Consider the following 15,451-nt stretch of genomic DNA (forward strand, 5'->3'; position numbering starts at 1 on the left):
TGATGCGGGTGGCGTTGGCGCCAGGGAGGCGGCGCACCTTCAGGCCCGCGGCTTCCAGGGCGTCGGAGGGATCCGGCGACAGGTGCAGGAAGTTGCCGGCGCTGGGGGCGGCGCGGTGGGTGGGGAGCGCTGCGGCCAGGCGGTCCCGCCGTTCCGGGATGACGCGAACGGCGGCCTCGAAGTCCGCGGCGAAATCCAGGGCCACGTCCAGGGCCTCGAGGCTGGCGGTGGGCAGGGAGTAGGGCAGTTGGAGCGTGGCCAGCTTGGCGATTAGGGCGGGATCGCCCACCAGGTAGCCGATGCGCCAGGCGGCGGAGGCCAGGGCCTTGCTGAAGGTGCGCAGCAGCACCAGGTTCGGGTAGCGGTCCACGGCTAGGCGGTGGGTGGCCGGGGCGAACTCCGCATAGGCCTCGTCCAGCACGACAAGGGGTGGTTCGGAGTGGGCCGCCGCCGCGACCAGCAGGGGCTCCAGCTCCTCCGGCGTGATCCAGGCTCCGGTGGGGTTGTTGGGCAGGGTGAGCCAGAGCTGGCGGCAGTCCAGGGCGCTGAACCAGGGCTCCAGCGGGAGGCCGGTGCCCTGGGGCACCAGCCGCACGCGGCCGCCGTGGCGCCGCACCAGCAGGGGATAGAGGCTGAAGCCGGGATCGGGAATGGCCACCCGCTCCCCCGCGCTGAGGCCGGCCATGGCCACCAGGTCCAGCAGCGCGCCACTGGAGGGACCCAGCAGCAGGCCACCCTCTGGCGCCCCCAGGCGCCTGCGCAGGCGCTCGGTGAGTTCGGCCTGGCGCTCGGGGTATTGGTGGAAGGGCATTGTGCGAAGCCTTGCCAGCAGAGCGTTCCTGGGCGCCTCAGGCCAGTCCTGGGCGGGCTCGTTCATGTGCAGGCGCACGCCCGTGGGCGGCTCGGGGGGCCGCTGGTAGGCGGGCAGGTCGGATAGGTCGGGTCGCAGCAGGGACATGGGTGGCTCGAGTTGAGGGTAGGAGAAAACCAGGCTTCATTGGGAGAGAAGCGGAACGGAACGCCGATGGCTCGGGCGCTCCCTAGGGGTGGTGATGGCCGCGGAGGGCGGCGCTGCGGCCGTGGTGGGTGAGACCCTCTGCCTCGGCCAGCCGCTCCACCCAGGGAGCCATGGCGGCGGCATCGGCCGGGGACAGGCGAAGTAGGCTCTGCCGCTTGAGGAAGGTGGCCACGCCCAGGGGGCTGGTGTAGCGAGCGCTGCGGTCCGTGGGCAGCACGTGGTTCGGGCCCGCGCCATAGTCGCCGAAGGCCTCGGCACTGGCACTGCCGATGAACACGGCGCCTGCTGTGGTGAGCGAGGGCAGCCAGGTCTCCGGATCGCTGACGCATAGCTCGAGGTGTTCCGGGGCCCAGGCCTGGGCCAGGGCAATGGCCAGGTCGCGGCTGGTGCAGACGAGCCGTCCGTGGCTGGCCAGGCTCTGCTCGAGGATGGCGCGGCGCGGGGAGGTGGCGGTGCGGGTCTGCAACTCCACCGCCACGGCCGCCAGCAGTCCGCGGTCTTCGCTCACCAACACGGCGGCGGCGTCGGGATCATGCTCGGCCTGGGCCAGCAGATCCTCGGCGAGCCAGGCGGGGTCGGCGCTGTCGTCCGCTAGTACCAGCAGCTCCGTGGGGCCAGCCAGGGCATCGATGCCGCAGGTCCCGATGAGCTGGCGCTTGGCCTCGGCCACGAAGCGGTTGCCGGGTCCGGCGATGAGGTCCACCGCGGGCTCGCCATAGGCCAGCCAGCCCAGGGCCTGGGCGCCTCCAAAGGGATAGAGCTCCGTGAGGCCCAGCTCCGCGGCGCAAGCCAGCACCAGCGGATCCACGCCCCATGCGCCGGGCAGGGTGGCGGCGGGTTTGGGTGGTGTCACGCCCACGATGCGATCCACGCCGGCGACCTGGGCGGGGATCACGGTCATGGCCAGGGTGGAGGGGTAGAAGGCGCGACCACCGGGGATGTAAACGCCAGCGGTCTTAAGGGCGCACCAGCGCTCGCCCACGGTGCCGCCGCCGGGCAGGGGCAGTTCCAGGTCGCGGAGGCAGCCGCGCTGGCCTTCGGCGAAGCGACGGATGTTGGCGATCAGCTCCCGCAGGGCAGCCATGAGCTCCGGCCGCTGGCGGTCCAGGTCGGTCCGGGCGGCCTCCAACACGGCCTCGGGAATGCGCAGGGGCGCGGGCCCCAGGCGGACGCCGTCCAGTCGCTCCGTCCAGTCCAGAACGGCCCCAAGCCCATCTCGGCGTACATCCGCCAGGATGGCTAGCACGGCCTTCCGCGTGTCCTCTTCGCTCTCCCCGTTCCTGGCCAGTGCGGCCACCCACCCGGGCAGGTCCGCCCGGTTCGTCAGGTCAGTGATGGGGATGAAGTAACACCTGTGCACCTCGAAGGTGAAGGCTACAGCCTGCCAGCTTCAGGTCGTCCGTCGCAACAGCAAATTCCCGGTGAACAGAGATTAGGCGGGCTGGGCGACCAGGGGATGGAAGAAGAAGCTGACGTTGGCGGGCTCGGCGTCCTCGGTCCACTCCCAGCAACCGGGATCGGCGAGGATGGCCTGGGCCAGGGCCACGTGCATGGCGTGGCCGGCGGCGTGGGCTTCCACGAGACCCATCAGGGGCGCGCCCAGCAGGGCCAGGTCGCCAACCAGGTCGAGCATCTTGTGGCGGACCGCTTCATCTTCGTAGCGCAGGGATTCGTTCAGGGGGCCATCGGCGCCGAAGACCACGGCGTTATCCAGGCTGCCGCCGAGGGCCAGGCCCCGGGCGCGCATCATGTCGATCTCCTGGGCCAGGCAGAAGGTGCGGGCGGCGCCCAACTCCCGGCGGTATTTCTCGGGCGTGAGGCTCAGCTCGCGGCTCTGGCGGCCCAGGGCGGGAATGGGGAAGTCAATGACGTAGCGGAGGCGGAAGCCGTCAAAGGGGAGGGCACGGATCCAACGGTCGCCGTTCCGGATCTCAATGGGGTGGGTGATCTTCATGAAGCGGCGGCGGCCCTCGAGCCCCTGCACACCGGCTTCCAGGATGGCGTCCACCCAGGGGGCGGCGCTGCCATCGAGGATGGGCAGTTCCTCGGCGTCCACCTCGATGCGGAGGTGCTCGACTTCCAGACCGGACAGGGCGGAGAGCAGGTGCTCGATGGTCTGGAGCCGCACGCCATCCTTCACCAGGGTGGTGGCCAGGACCAGATCGCCGGCGAGGTCGGCCCGGGCGGGGATCTCGGTGCCGGTGGGGGTGTGGACGAACACCAGCCCCGAAGCGGCAGCCACGGGGACCAAGCGCACCGAGCAGGGGCGGTTACCATGCAGACCATGACCCGAGATCGTGATCTCGCGGCTCAGGGTCTGGGGTGTGGTGCTACGGGGCATGGTTTGGCCTCGCAGGCATACATGCCAATTCCATGCCTTTTTATTAGCTAAATTATTTCAAGGTTTAGCTATAAATAACTTAGACTGGCCTGTGGGCGCCGATACCACACCGTGTGGTCAGTGCCGCCGGGCCCGTTCCCAGTCCTCGGGCGTGGTGAGCTTCAGATTGGAGCTCGGGCTGGGGATGAGCTTCACGGCCAGGCCGAGTCGCTCAAGCAGGGCCGCGTCATCCGTGGCGGCGTAGCCGGCCTCGTGAGCTGCTGCGAAGGCGTGGAGCCAGGTGCCGAGCCGGGCGATCTGGGGCGTCTGGGCCCGGTAGAACTCCTCCCGGGGTTCGGTGCGGAGCACCCGGCCGAGGGCGTCCACCCGCTTGAGGGTATCGGTGGAGGGTTCCCCCAGCAGGACGCCGTCGAACCGGTTGAGGGCCTCGAGCGCCTCCCAGAGGGGGGCGGCGGGTGGGAAGGGCCGCACTGCGTCATGGATCATCACTGGGGCGAGGGGCAGGTTGGGCAGGGTCCGCAGGGCCAGCCAGACGGACTCCTGCCGGGTCTCGCCGCCCGGGACGACCGTACATGGCACCTGGAAGGACCAACTGCGGGCCTCCTCCAGGTGGGATTCGGGAACGGCCAGGGCAATGCCGGCCAGGCGGGGCATGCCAGGGGCCAGGAAGGCCTCGACGGTCACCTGCAGGAGGGGGCGTCCATCCCAGTCACGGAACTGCTTAGGCAGCCCACCCCCCATCCGCATACCTCGCCCGCCGGCGGGAATGACCAGGAAGGGGCGCAGGGGATCAGCGCTGGCGGGTGATGAAGGGTTCGACACCGCGATCCTTCAGGAGCTTGGCGATCTGCTCGGCGGCCTGCTCGGCGTCCTGGCGGGTCGTGTAGCTCCCCACCCGGACCCGCTTGACCGCCAGGCCGCCGCGCGTGAGGGCACTTTGCAGGGTGACGACGCCGAAGGTGTTTTCAAGTTCCTTCGTAAGTGATTGGATATTTTTGGGATCTGTGAGTGATGCCACCTGTACGACATAGGGATCGGCCTGGCCGGTGGCGGCATCCAGGGCCACGGGGAGACCCATGGCATCCACGGACCGTAGCCGGACCCTGGAAGTTCCTTGCCCCAGGAAGCCCAGTTCCTGGGCGCCCCGGCGGGACAGATCGATGATCCTCCCCTTGATGAAGGGGCCCCGGTCATTGACCCGCAGGACGGTGCGCTTGCGGTTCTCCAGGTTCTCGACTTCCACGAAGCTACCGAGGGGAAGGGTCTTGTGGGCGCAGGTGTACTGCTCCGGGTCGAAAATTTCCCCATTGGCGGTAGGCCGGCCGGAGAATCCATCATCGTCCCCACCGTACCAACTGGCCACACCCTCTTCCACATAGGCCTGGGTGTCGAAGGTATTCGCGCCACTCCTCGAGCCAGTGCCGGCCTCGGGGATGGAGCCCGGCGGCCTGGTGCAGTGGAGCGTGAAGCTGAGGATGAGCAGGGTGGCCACGCGGGGTGTGCTCCACCGCATGAGCCTAAGGAAGCCGCCCTTGCCTGGCTCCACCGGGACTGGAGGGTCGAAGGCGATCTGGATCTCGTGGATCCACGAGACACAGGCCTGACTCCAATTGGTTGGATGGAAGGGTGACGGCATTGGGCTCCACAAAGATCATTTGGTCGCTACTTAACAGACCAGCTCGTATACATATTAAGTATGAGCGCGTTTAGATCGTTTGTAAAGGACCGGCATTGCAATAACGCATATATCGAGCACTTGTTTCGTTTAGAACGAGCTACTGGCGATCTGGGATCTGGGCGACCCGGAAGGGCTTGGGGCGGTTGCCCTCCGCCAGGAAGGGCGGCGGGAGCTTCTTGGCCGCAGCCTTGGCCGCCGCTTCGGAGCCGAAAGCCCCAAGGAACACCTGGTAGCAGGTCCGACCGTCCCGCATGGTCATGGGAACGAGGAACAGATCTGGATCCTGCCCCTTGAGCAGGTCGGCGGCATGCTGGACCGTGCTGCCCTGGCAGGCGATCTCAAGCCGGAGGGTCCATTTCCCCTGCAAGGCCTTCCTTTGGGCCGACCCCTGAGCCATGGCCCGCTTCCAGTCGCCCTGGCTGATGGTCTGCAACCGGTCCGCCTTGGAAGCCGCGGTGACCGTCTCCTCCTTCTGGGGAGGGGGGGCGGGGGGCTTGGTGGCGGCGGATTCGGGTTTCTTCTCGGGTTCCGGGGGCGGTACGGGTTTGACGACCTCGGGGGCGGGAGCTGGAGGCTCGGCGGCCTTGACTTCCGGGGCCACGGGCTTGGGAGCGGGCACGATCTCGGTCACTTTCGGCGCCGGGAGGGGTGCCGCCTTGGGGCGCCGGAACCTGGTGAAGCCGACCCAGGCCAGCCCGGCCAGGACGAGGACGGCGGCCAGCACCAGGGGGCGCCGGGAAGATCTTGGAGCCTCGGAGGGGAGGGGCGGCGGGGGTTCGGGCTGTTCCGTGCTGCCTTCGGCTTCATGGTGGATGGGCAAGGCGGGCTCCGGTTCGGGGGGAGGAGTCGAATCGGCCGGGAAGGGGTCCTCCAGTTCGTCTTCGGGTCCGAGCTGGTCCAGTGCCTCGGATAGGTGTTCGAGGTTGGTGGTCGGCCGCTGGCTGGCATGGATCTCGGCGAACAGAGAGGGCGGGGTGGGCACGGATTCGGGGAGAGGAGGCGTGATAGGTGCCTCAGCGGGATCAAGGGCCAGCTCCAGTGCGCGGCGGTCGAGGGGGGGCAGCTCGTGGAGCCGGACCCAGGCCATCTCCCTGAGGAAGAGGACAAAAGCCCCGAGGCGGAAGGGTTCGACGCCCGCTTCCCGGCTCAGCTCCATAAGGGTCCGGCTGCCATCGAGGAGTCCCGGCAGCTTGACCAGGTCAGGGGGCAGGGTGAGCTCCTGAAATCGCTTGCCCTCAAGCACCACGACCTGGTTCAGGGGGCCCAGCTCCTCCAGCACCCGCTCCCGGTCCGGAAGCTTCAGCACGCCGGCCAGCAGCATCGCGGCCGTGTCGAAGGGCAGGCGGACGGTGGTCGCATCCAGGTCCTTGGCCTCGAAGGTTGGTGTCTGCTCCGGATCCGCGACGGCCGCCCACACCACCCGTTCGACCTGCGCCCGGGCAACATCCAGCAAGTCCCGCTGGGTGATGAAGCCCATCTCGATGAGGTTCTTGCCGATGGACATGGCCGGGTTGAGGTTGGCCATGGCGTAGTCGAGCTGGGCCTGGGTGATCTTGCCCCGCTCCACCAGCAGGTGGGTCAGCCGGTCCAGTGGGTGGGTGCTGGCTGCGAAGACGATGTCCCCGGATTCCATGAACACCGTGCGGTGGGGTTCCTGCCCCAGCCGCCACAGGCCGGTTGCACGGGCCCGGTGCCGGGCGAACAGATCCTTGAGGGCCGGAAGGCTCATGTGATCACCCATCGCTCGAGCTTGAGTTTGCCTACCTTCACCAGCACCGACTGACCGGATCGCAGGGAAATCCGAAGCGCGGAGTCGACGGCCTTCAGGCCATCCAGGCTCACGGCACCCTGGCCGATGAGCCGCTCGGCCTCCTTGCGGCTGGCGGCCAGCCCGCGCTCCACCAACAGGCGGGAGAGCTGGATCTCACCTTCGGTGGCGGCCACGGCCACCTCGGGGGCCTCCTCGGGGCTGCGCTCGGAGAACCGCCGAATCCAACGCTCCTCGGCTTCCCGGCCGGCCTCGGCACCATGGAAGTCGGCGACGATCTGTCGGGCCAGGGCCTTCTTGGCGTCCATGGGATGACCCTGCTTGAGGGCCTCGATGTCGGCTGGCAGCTGGTCCGTCAGCAGCAGGTACCAGTCCCACATGAGTGCGTCGCTCACACTCATGGCCTTGCCGAACTGCGTATCCGGATCCTCCATGAAGCCGATGTAATTGCCCAGGGACTTGGACATCTTCTCGATGCCATCGAGGCCCAGGAGCAGGGGCACCGTGAGCACCACCTGGGGCTTCTGCCCAGAGGCCTCCTGGAGGATGCGGCCCTGCATGAGGTTGAAGAGCTGATCGTTGCCGCCGAGTTCCACGTCGGCCTCGAGCGCGACGGAATCGTAAGCCTGGGTCAGGGGGTAGAGCAGCTCGTGGAGGGCGATGGGCTCGCGGGCTTCCATGCGCTTGGCGAAGTCATTGCGTTCGAGCATCTGGGCCACGGTGAAGCGGGAGGCCAGGCGGATCCAGCCCTCGCCCACCATGCTGCCCAGCCACTCGCTGTTGAAGCGGACCTTGGTCTTCTCGGGATCCAGGATTTTGAAGACCTGGGCCTTGTAGGTCTCGGCGTTGGCCAGCACCTCATCGCGGGTCAGAGGCGGCCGCGTGGCCTTCTTGCCCGTGGGATCGCCGATGAGGCCAGTGAAATCGCCGATGAGAAAGGTGACCTCATGGCCCAGCTTCTGGAACTGGGCCATCTTCTTGATGAGTACGCCGTGGCCGAGGTGCAGGTCCGGGGCCGTGGGATCAAAGCCGGCCTTGATCCGCAGGGGCCGGCCTTCCTTCAGCTTCGCCTCCAGCTGGTCCAGCTTGTGGCAGGTGACGGTGCCCTTCGTGAGCAGGGCCAAGGCATCAGATGCGGATCCGAAAGCGGCAGTCATGACTGCATCTTGGCGGAAAAAGGCTGCAGGCTCAATGCGGAACGGCCTGACGGGCTAGCGGACATCCAGTTCGACGACGCGCCTGGGTCCGGTGTCGCCTGCCTTCCGGGCCTTCTCGAAGGTGACGTATACGGCCCGTCCGCTCTTCGGGCTCCAGCCGACCGTGACTTTGCCGCCAAAATCATGGTTGATCTGAAGTCCCTGGCGCTCCATCAGGTCCGGGGTGAGGTCCGGCGCGGTGACCACCTCCTTGTGCCAACGGGAGGAGGCTTCCAGGAAGGCGGCTTCGGAGGGCCAGGTCTTGGCGAGGCCGGGATTGGCGGCATAGAGGGCCTGACAGCCTTCCGGTGAACGCAGGTGCTCGACCACGGCGCGGAAGTCCTCCCAGTCGGGCCGCACCTGCTCGAGGGCAAAGCCCATGACCTTGTTCTTGAACCCTTCGGGATCCTTCTTGATCCGGTTCCCCAGGTAGGCGACTCCGCCCACGCAGGTCACCAGGACCACCAGGAACGCGATGCCGCAGCCCAGGGCGATCTTGCCCCAGAGGGGCATGCCGGTCTTGACGGGAACACCGTGGCCGCCGTTGTCCCAGGATCCATCCGCCATGGTGGAACTCCTACAAGAGGTTGCTCGCCAGCTCCGCCAGCTTGCTGCGTTCGCCCTTCTGGAGGGTGACGTGGCCGGAGATGTCGAGGTGCTTGAAGTGTTCGGCCAAGAAACTGAGGCCGTTGGTGCTGGCGTCTACGTAGGGGTTGTCGATCTGGTGGGGGTCGCCGGTGAAGATGACCTTGGTGCCTTCCCCGGCCCGGGTGAGGATGGTCTTCACTTCGTGTGGGGTCAGGTTCTGGGCCTCATCCACGACCAGATACTGCTTGGGAATGCTGCGGCCCCGAATGTAGGTGAGGGGCTCGACACTCAGGTAGCCGGCCTCCTCCAGCTGACTGGCCGTCATGGTGGTGCGGCGCCGGGCCTCGGTGTTGGCCCCCACGATGAACTCGAGGTTGTCGTAGATGGGTTGCATGTAGGGGCGGAGCTTCTCGCTGATGTCGCCGGGCAGGTAGCCCAGGTCGCGGCCCATGGGCATGACCGGGCGGCTCACGAGGATCTTGTCGTAGGACTCGTCGTCCACCACCTGCTGCAGGCCTGCGGCGATGGCCAGGAGGGTCTTGCCGGTTCCCGCCTTTCCCAGCAGGGTGACCACCTGGACGGCGGGGTCCAGCAGCAGCTCCATGGCGAACTGCTGCTCGCGGTTGCGGGGCTTGATGCCCCAGGGCCAGGATTCCATGCGGCGCAGGGGCCGCAGGAGCCCCTCGCCGGCCATAAACCGGGCCAGGGCCGTGTGGCTGGGATTGAGCTGATCGACCAGGGTGAGGAACTGGTTGGGGTTGAGGTTCAGCGCCGGATCGGGCGTCAGGCCGCCGTCGTAGAGCTGGTCCACCTTGGCGGGATCCACCTCCCAGGCCTTGTGGCCCGTGTAGAGCTCGTCCATCTCCACGCGGTCGGTGGTGTAGTCCTCGGCCTGCACGCCGATGGCGTCCGCCTTGATGCGCAGGTTCGTGTCCTTGGTGACCAGGACCACGCGGTCCTTGCACGTGTGCAGCAGCTCCCGGGCGCAGGCCAGGATCTGGTTGTCGGCCTTGTGCTTGTCCGCCGAGAGGATGCCGATGTCCAGGTTGTGGGCGGCCACATCGACCTTGAGCGTGCCGCCGCCGTCCAGGGGCACGCCCCGGCTGAGGCTGCCCGTGGCCCGCAGCCGGTCCAGCAGGCGGGAGACGCTGCGAGCATTGCGCCCGATCTCGGTCTGGTCCTTCTTGAAGTGGTCCACTTCCTCGATGACCACGATGGGCAGCACCACGTCGTGTTCCTGGAAGTGGAGGATGGAGTTCGGATCATGCAGGAGGACGTTCGTATCGAGGACGAAGACCTTCTTGCCGGATGGCGGGACCAAATCAAACCTCCAGGGCTGCAGGCACCCTACCACCAAGCGGGCGCCCTTGCACGGCTGGGATTCGACTTCGGATTGGTGTGAGAATGGGCCCCTGTCTGGAGGCCCGTTTCATGAGGATGCTCGCCATGGCTCTCGCCATCACCAGTGCACTTTCGGCCCAAACGCCCCTGACCTACCCACCCACCCGGAAGGCAGACGTGGTGGATGACTTTTTCGGCACCAAGGTGGCGGCCCCTTACCGCTGGCTGGAGGACGACAACAGCGCCGAGACGAAGGCCTGGGTGGAGGCTCAGAACAAGGTCACCTTCGGTTACCTGGAGCAGATTCCCCAGCGGGCGAAGATCCAGGCGCGCATCACCAAGCTCTGGGACTTCGAGAAGTACAGCGCCCCCTTCAAGCGCGGCCAGCGCTACTTCTACTCCTACAACACCGGCCTGCAGAACCAGGCCGTCCTGTTCGTCACCGAGGACCCTAAGGCCAAGGGCCGGATACTGCTCGATCCCAACACCCTCAGCAAGGATGGGACCGTGGCCCTCAGCGGCATCAGCCTCACCGAGGATGGCCGCCTAATGGCCTATTCGGTCTCGGTGGCCGGCTCTGACTGGCAGACCTGGAAGGTGCGCGATGTGGCCACGGGCAAGGATCTCGCCGACGAGATCCAGTGGTCCAAGGCCAGTGGTGCCTCCTGGCGCAAGGACGGCAGCGGCTTCTACTACAGCCGCTACGAAGCGCCCAAGGAAGGCGGGGCCCTCACGGGGGTGAACAACAACCACATGCTCTGCTTCCACAAGCTGGGCACCCCGCAGGCCGAGGATGTGCTTGTCTACCAGCGCCCCGACCAGCCCGAGTGGTACCTGGGCGGGTCAGTCACCGACGATGGCCGCTGGCTGGTGGTCACTGCCGGCCAGGGCACCAACCCCGAGAGCAGCCTGTTCCTGCAGGACCTCTCGAAGCCCGGCAGCCCCGTAGAACCCTTCCTCGACAAGATGGACGCCTCCTACGGCATCGTGGACAACGAGGGCGACCGCTTCTTTGTCAGCACCAACCAGGGCGCCCCACGCAACCGGCTGGTGGCCATCCGGAAGGGCGAGACCGATCACGCCCAGTGGACCGAACTCATCCCCCAGGCCAAGGGCAAGGACGTGCTGGAATCCGTGTCCCTGGTGGGCGGACGCTTCGTGGCCACCTGGATGCGGGATGCCCATTCCGTCATTGAGTTCTACGACCTCAAAGGCAAGAGGACCGGCACCCTCGCCCTGCCGGCCCTGGGCACCGTCGGCGGCTTCGGTGGACGCCGCGAAGACGCGGAGACCTTCTACACCTTCGGCAGCTTCACCTACCCCGGCACCATCTACCGCCTGGACCTGAAGACCGGCAAGAGCAGCGTCTTCCGCACGCCCAAGGTGGCCTTCAAGCCCGCGGACTACGAGGTGAAGCAGGTCTTCTACCCCAGCAAGGACGGCACGAAGGTTCCCATGTTCCTGGTGCACAAGAAGGGCCTCAAGCTCGATGGCCAGAACCCCACGCTGCTCTATGGCTATGGCGGGTTCAACGTGCCGCTGACGCCGGGTTTCTCGGTCTCGCGCATGGTCTGGCTGGAGCTGGGCGGCGTCTACGCCATGGCCAACCTGCGGGGCGGCGGCGAGTACGGCCTCGACTGGTACGACGCCGGCCGGAAGGACAAGAAGCAGAATGTCTTCGACGACTTCATCGCCGCGGCCGAGTGGCTCATCGCCCACAAAGTGACTTCCACTCCCAAACTCGCCATCAATGGCGGCAGCAACGGCGGTCTGCTGGTGGGCGCCTGCCTTACCCAGCGGCCCGAAATCTTCGGCGCCGCGGTGCCCGAGGTGGGGGTCATGGACATGCTGCGCTTCCACAAGTTCACCCTGGGCTGGGGCTGGAAGAGCGACTACGGCAGCAGCGAGACGAAAGAGGGCTTCGACACCCTCATGAAGTACTCGCCCCTGCACACCATTAAGCCTGGCGTGAATTACCCGCCCACCCTGGTGACCACCGGCGACCACGATGACCGCGTGGTGCCCGCCCACAGCCACAAGTTCACGGCCACCCTCCAGGCGGCCCAGGGCGGGCCGGCCCCCATCCTCACCCGCATCGAAGTGAGCGCGGGCCACGGCGCGGGCAAGCCCACAGCCAAGGCCATCGCCGAACGGGCGGACGTCCTGGCCTTCCTGGTCAAGAACCTCGGCATGAAGCCCTGAGGGGCTGGTTCAACCTTGTGTTACGAGGTATCCTGAAGGGCATTACCGCGCCCTTCAGGAGGCCCCTCCATGTCGTTGTCCCGAACCTGCCTGCTGGCCCTGGCCGCCACGGCCCTGGTGGCCCAGTCGCCCCTCGTCTACCCCGTCACCCGCAAGGCCGACGTCGTGGACGACTACCACGGTACCAAGGTGGCCGATCCCTACCGCTGGCTGGAGGATGACCGTTCGGCTGAAACCGCCGCCTGGGTGGAGGCCCAGAACCGGGTGAGCCGGAGCTACCTGGACGGCATCCCCGAGCGGAAGGCCATCGAGGCACGGCTGACCAGGCTGTGGGACTACGAAAAGTACGGGGCTCCCAGCAAGCGGGGGAAGTACTACACCTACACCTACAACTCGGGCCTGCAGAACCAGGGCCTGCTCTATGTCACCACGGACCTGAAGGACAAGGGCCGGGTCCTGCTGGATCCCAATGGCCTCAGCACCGACGGCACCATGTCCCTGGGGGGCACCGTCTTCACCGAGGACGGCCGCTTCATGGCCTACTCCCTCTCCAAGGGCGGCGCCGACCTGAACATCTGGAAGGTGCGGAGCGTCGAGACCGGACAGGATCTGCCGGACGAACTCCCCCTGGGGCGCAACGGCGTGGGCGGCTGGGCCAAAGACGGCAGCGGCTTCTACTACACCCGCTATCCCCTGCCCAAGGACCGCAGCGCCCTCACCGGCGTCTTCAAGAACCAGCAGCTTTTTTTCCACAAGCTGGGCACGCCCCTGGCGCAGGACGCGGTCATCTACGAGCGCACCGATCAGCCCGACTGGGGCTTCGGCGCCGGTGTCACGGATGACGGCAAGTGGCTGGTCATCTATCAGAACCAGGGTACCGATCGGCGCAGCCGCATCTTCCTGCGAGATCTGACCAGACCCGACGCCAAGGTCGAGCCTTGGCTCGACAAGTTCGACGCCACCTACCGCGTGGTGGGCAACGATGGCGACACCTTCTACGTCTTCACCGACCAGGGCGCCGCCCGGGGTCGATTGGTGGCCATCCAGCGCGGCAAGCCCGAGCCCAGAGACTGGAAGACCTTGATCCCGGAGGGACCAGGCCGCGATGTGCTGGGCGGTGTCTCATTGGTGGCCAACCGGTTCGCCGCCACCTGGCGCATTGATGCCCTGAACAAGGTCCGCCTCTACGACCTGAAGGGGAAGTTGGAGCGCGAGATCGCCTTGCCCGGCGTGGGTTCCCTCATGGGGTTCGGAGGCCGGCGCGAGGACACCGAGGCCTTCTACGGCTTCACGAGCTACAACCTGCCGACGACCCTCTACCGCTACGAGTTCTCCACTGGAAAGAGTGAGGTCTTCCGCCAGCCCAAGGTGGCCTTCGATCCGGCCGCCTTCGAGGTCAAGGAGGTGTTCTACGCCAGCAAGGACGGCACCAAGATCCCCATGTTCCTGACGCATCGCAAGGGCCTGAAGCTCGACGGCCAGAACCCTACCCTGCTCTACGGCTATGGCGGGTTCAATGTCCCTGCCTCGCCGCGGTTCAGCTCGGCCACGGTGGCCTGGCTGGAGATGGGCGGCGTCTTTGCGGAAGCCTGCCTGCGTGGCGGCAGCGAATACGGTCGCGAGTGGCACGAGGCGGGTAAGCACAAGAACAAGCAGAACGTCTTCGACGACTTCATCGCCGCGGCCGAATGGCTCATCAAGGAGAGGTACACCACCACTCCGAAGCTCGCCATCCACGGCGGCTCCAACGGGGGCCTGCTGGTGGGGGCCTGCATGGCCCAGCGACCGGAGCTCTTCGGCGCGACCCTCCCGGCCGTGGGCGTCATGGACATGCTCCGCTACCACAAGTTCACCATCGGCTGGATGTGGAAGAGTGACTACGACTGCTCCGACGACCAGGCGGGGTTCAAGTACCTGATGACCTACAGCCCTCTGCACACCCTGAAGCCCGGCGTGAAGTATCCGCCCACCCTGGTGACCACCGGCGATCACGACGACCGCGTGGTACCGGCCCACAGCCACAAGTTCATCGCCACCCTGCAGGCCGCCCAGGGCGGTCCCGCCCCCGTGCTCACCCGCATCGAGACGAACGCGGGCCACGGCGCGGGGAAGCCCACCACCAAGCAGATCGCTGAGCGGGCGGATCAGTGGGCCTTCCTCGTCAAGAACCTCGGCATGAAGCTGCCCGCCGCCTTCGGCCAGTAGTTGATTCCAGGCCCCTCCCAGGGCAAACTAGACGGCCAGCGCCAACTTAGCTCAGCTGGTAGAGCAGCTGATTCGTAATCAGCAGGTCGCAGGTTCGAATCCTGTAGTTGGCTCCAGTCATTACGACATTTACGGCCACCAGCACGGTGGCCGTTTTTGCGCGTGCAAGCACATTGACGTTCCCCCCATGATTAGCCCGGTCTTTGTGTGGAATCAGGGTTGATTGGGGTGGTGTCGCTGGGCTGGGCGGAGGTAGCCGGAGGCGACCGGAGCTCAGCCCAGCGACGCGCAAACTCCGCCGGGGGAAGGCCCCCGAGCGAGGTGTGCGGTCGACGGTGGTTGTAGTCACGTAGCCATCCTCGGGCCACATGCCGGGCCTCCGCAAGGTCCCTGAACCAATTTTCGTCCAGGCATTCGTCCCTGAACCGCCCGTTGAAGCTTTCGCAGGTTCCGTTCTGCATTGGCCTGCCTGGCTTGATCAGGTGATGCGTGATTCCCCGTCCGTGTCGCCATTGGTCGAAGGCTCTCGATGTGAACTCAGGCCCGTTGTCGCTCACCACCACCTCGGGCATTCCCCGACGTCGAATCAGGTTCTCCAGCACCCGAACCACCCTCAGGCTCGGCAGGCTGAAGTCAACCTCGATGGCCAGGCCCTCACGGGTGAACACGTCCACCACATTCAGCGTTCGGATCGCCCGCCCTTCGGCCAGGGCATCAGATACGAAGTCCATCGCCCATTGCTGATTTGGCCGAACGGGCGGCTGCAGCGCCTGGCGCGGAGCGCCCTTCATCCGCTTCCGAGTGCGCTTTCTCACCCAGAGGCCCTCCTCGTTGTAGAGCCGCTCCACCCGCTTGTGATTGACCATGAACCCCTCCCGCCTCAGCAGCAGATAGAGCCTTGGAGATCCGAACCGCTTCCGCTCTGCCGCCAATTCCAAGAGCCGCTTCCGCAGCCCAGGGACCTCCTTGCGGCGACTTCGATACCGGCAAGTGCACCTCGGCATGTCCACCACCTGGCAAGCCCGCCTTTCGCTAACCCGGAAGACCCGCCGCAACGACAGCACGGCTTTCCGGAGGTCGGCGGGCCTCAGAATTTTTTTCGAAGGAGGAACCT

General features: G+C 66.5%; 12 protein-coding genes and 1 tRNA gene. 3 read left to right on the forward strand and 10 right to left on the reverse strand.

Annotation, left to right across the window (positions count from 1 at the left end; translation table 11 throughout):
* From WAS25_RS09010 to WAS25_RS09050, 9 genes are all read right to left on the reverse strand, one after another.
* Positions 1–958 (reverse strand): pyridoxal phosphate-dependent aminotransferase (locus WAS25_RS09010; RefSeq protein WP_422311232.1); only part of this gene is annotated, 958 nt, incomplete at its 3' end.
* Between the two features lie 82 nt (positions 959–1,040).
* Positions 1,041–2,315, reverse strand: a complete 1,275-nt coding sequence (gene hisD, locus WAS25_RS09015; protein WP_422311234.1) for a histidinol dehydrogenase — start codon at positions 2,313–2,315, stop codon at positions 1,041–1,043.
* A gap of 135 nt (positions 2,316–2,450) precedes the next feature.
* Entirely contained in the window at positions 2,451–3,359 is a 909-nt protein-coding gene (lpxC, locus tag WAS25_RS09020) for a UDP-3-O-acyl-N-acetylglucosamine deacetylase (RefSeq protein ID WP_422311236.1), read from the reverse strand.
* A 117-nt stretch (positions 3,360–3,476) separates the two neighbouring features.
* Positions 3,477–4,181, reverse strand: a complete 705-nt coding sequence (locus WAS25_RS09025; RefSeq protein ID WP_422311238.1) for an IspD/TarI family cytidylyltransferase — start codon at positions 4,179–4,181, stop codon at positions 3,477–3,479.
* Positions 4,150–4,995, reverse strand: coding sequence for a septal ring lytic transglycosylase RlpA family protein (locus WAS25_RS09030; protein ID WP_422311240.1), 846 nt, complete (start codon positions 4,993–4,995; stop codon positions 4,150–4,152). Before WAS25_RS09030 ends, WAS25_RS09025 begins: the two co-directional genes overlap by 32 nt.
* A 139-nt stretch (positions 4,996–5,134) precedes the next feature.
* Entirely contained in the window at positions 5,135–6,766 is a 1,632-nt protein-coding gene (locus WAS25_RS09035; RefSeq protein WP_422311242.1) for a DUF4388 domain-containing protein, read from the reverse strand.
* Positions 6,763–7,962 carry a tyrosine--tRNA ligase gene (gene tyrS, locus WAS25_RS09040; RefSeq protein ID WP_422311244.1) on the reverse strand — a complete coding sequence of 400 codons (1,200 nt, stop codon included), beginning with the start codon at positions 7,960–7,962 and terminating at the stop codon, positions 6,763–6,765. Before tyrS ends, WAS25_RS09035 begins: the two co-directional genes overlap by 4 nt.
* Positions 7,963–8,016: 54 nt before the next feature.
* On the reverse strand, positions 8,017–8,568 hold the full coding sequence (locus tag WAS25_RS09045) for a hypothetical protein (protein WP_422311246.1): 552 nt from the start codon (positions 8,566–8,568) through the stop codon (positions 8,017–8,019).
* Between the two features lie 10 nt (positions 8,569–8,578).
* Positions 8,579–9,910, reverse strand: a complete 1,332-nt coding sequence (locus tag WAS25_RS09050; protein WP_422311248.1) for a PhoH family protein — start codon at positions 9,908–9,910, stop codon at positions 8,579–8,581.
* Positions 9,911–10,020: 110 nt separating this feature from the next.
* Between WAS25_RS09050 and WAS25_RS09055 the strand changes: the two genes are divergently transcribed.
* From WAS25_RS09055 to WAS25_RS09065, 3 genes are all read left to right on the forward strand, one after another.
* Entirely contained in the window at positions 10,021–12,132 is a 2,112-nt protein-coding gene (locus WAS25_RS09055) for a prolyl oligopeptidase family serine peptidase (RefSeq protein WP_422311250.1), read from the forward strand.
* Between the two features lie 69 nt (positions 12,133–12,201).
* Positions 12,202–14,337 (forward strand): prolyl oligopeptidase family serine peptidase, encoded by a 2,136-nt coding sequence (locus WAS25_RS09060; RefSeq protein ID WP_422311252.1) that lies wholly within the window; start codon positions 12,202–12,204, stop codon positions 14,335–14,337.
* Between the two features lie 40 nt (positions 14,338–14,377).
* Positions 14,378–14,453: transfer RNA gene (locus tag WAS25_RS09065), tRNA-Thr, on the forward strand.
* 75 nt (positions 14,454–14,528) lie between these two features.
* On the opposite strand, the gene WAS25_RS09070 is transcribed toward WAS25_RS09065, so the two are convergent.
* Positions 14,529–15,401: an IS3 family transposase gene (locus WAS25_RS09070; protein ID WP_422311254.1), complete on the reverse strand. Its 873-nt coding sequence runs from the start codon at positions 15,399–15,401 to the stop codon at positions 14,529–14,531.
* Positions 15,402–15,451 lie beyond the last annotated feature (50 nt).

It is taken from the genome of Geothrix sp. (assembly GCF_049292215.1).
Taxonomy (GTDB): Bacteria; Acidobacteriota; Holophagae; order Holophagales; family Holophagaceae; genus Geothrix.

Excerpts from the sequence above, each read along its gene's own strand:
- tyrS (WP_422311244.1), bottom strand. The coding sequence starts at position 7,962 with ATGACTGCCGCTTTCGGATCCGCATCTGATGCCTTGGCCCTGCTCACG.
- lpxC (WP_422311236.1), bottom strand. The coding sequence starts at position 3,359 with ATGCCCCGTAGCACCACACCCCAGACCCTGAGCCGCGAGATCACGATC.
- WAS25_RS09030 (WP_422311240.1), bottom strand. The coding sequence starts at position 4,995 with ATGCCGTCACCCTTCCATCCAACCAATTGGAGTCAGGCCTGTGTCTCG.
- WAS25_RS09045 (WP_422311246.1), bottom strand. The coding sequence starts at position 8,568 with ATGGCGGATGGATCCTGGGACAACGGCGGCCACGGTGTTCCCGTCAAG.
- WAS25_RS09055 (WP_422311250.1), top strand. The coding sequence starts at position 10,021 with ATGAGGATGCTCGCCATGGCTCTCGCCATCACCAGTGCACTTTCGGCC.
- WAS25_RS09035 (WP_422311242.1), bottom strand. The coding sequence starts at position 6,766 with ATGAGCCTTCCGGCCCTCAAGGATCTGTTCGCCCGGCACCGGGCCCGT.
- WAS25_RS09060 (WP_422311252.1), top strand. The coding sequence starts at position 12,202 with ATGTCGTTGTCCCGAACCTGCCTGCTGGCCCTGGCCGCCACGGCCCTG.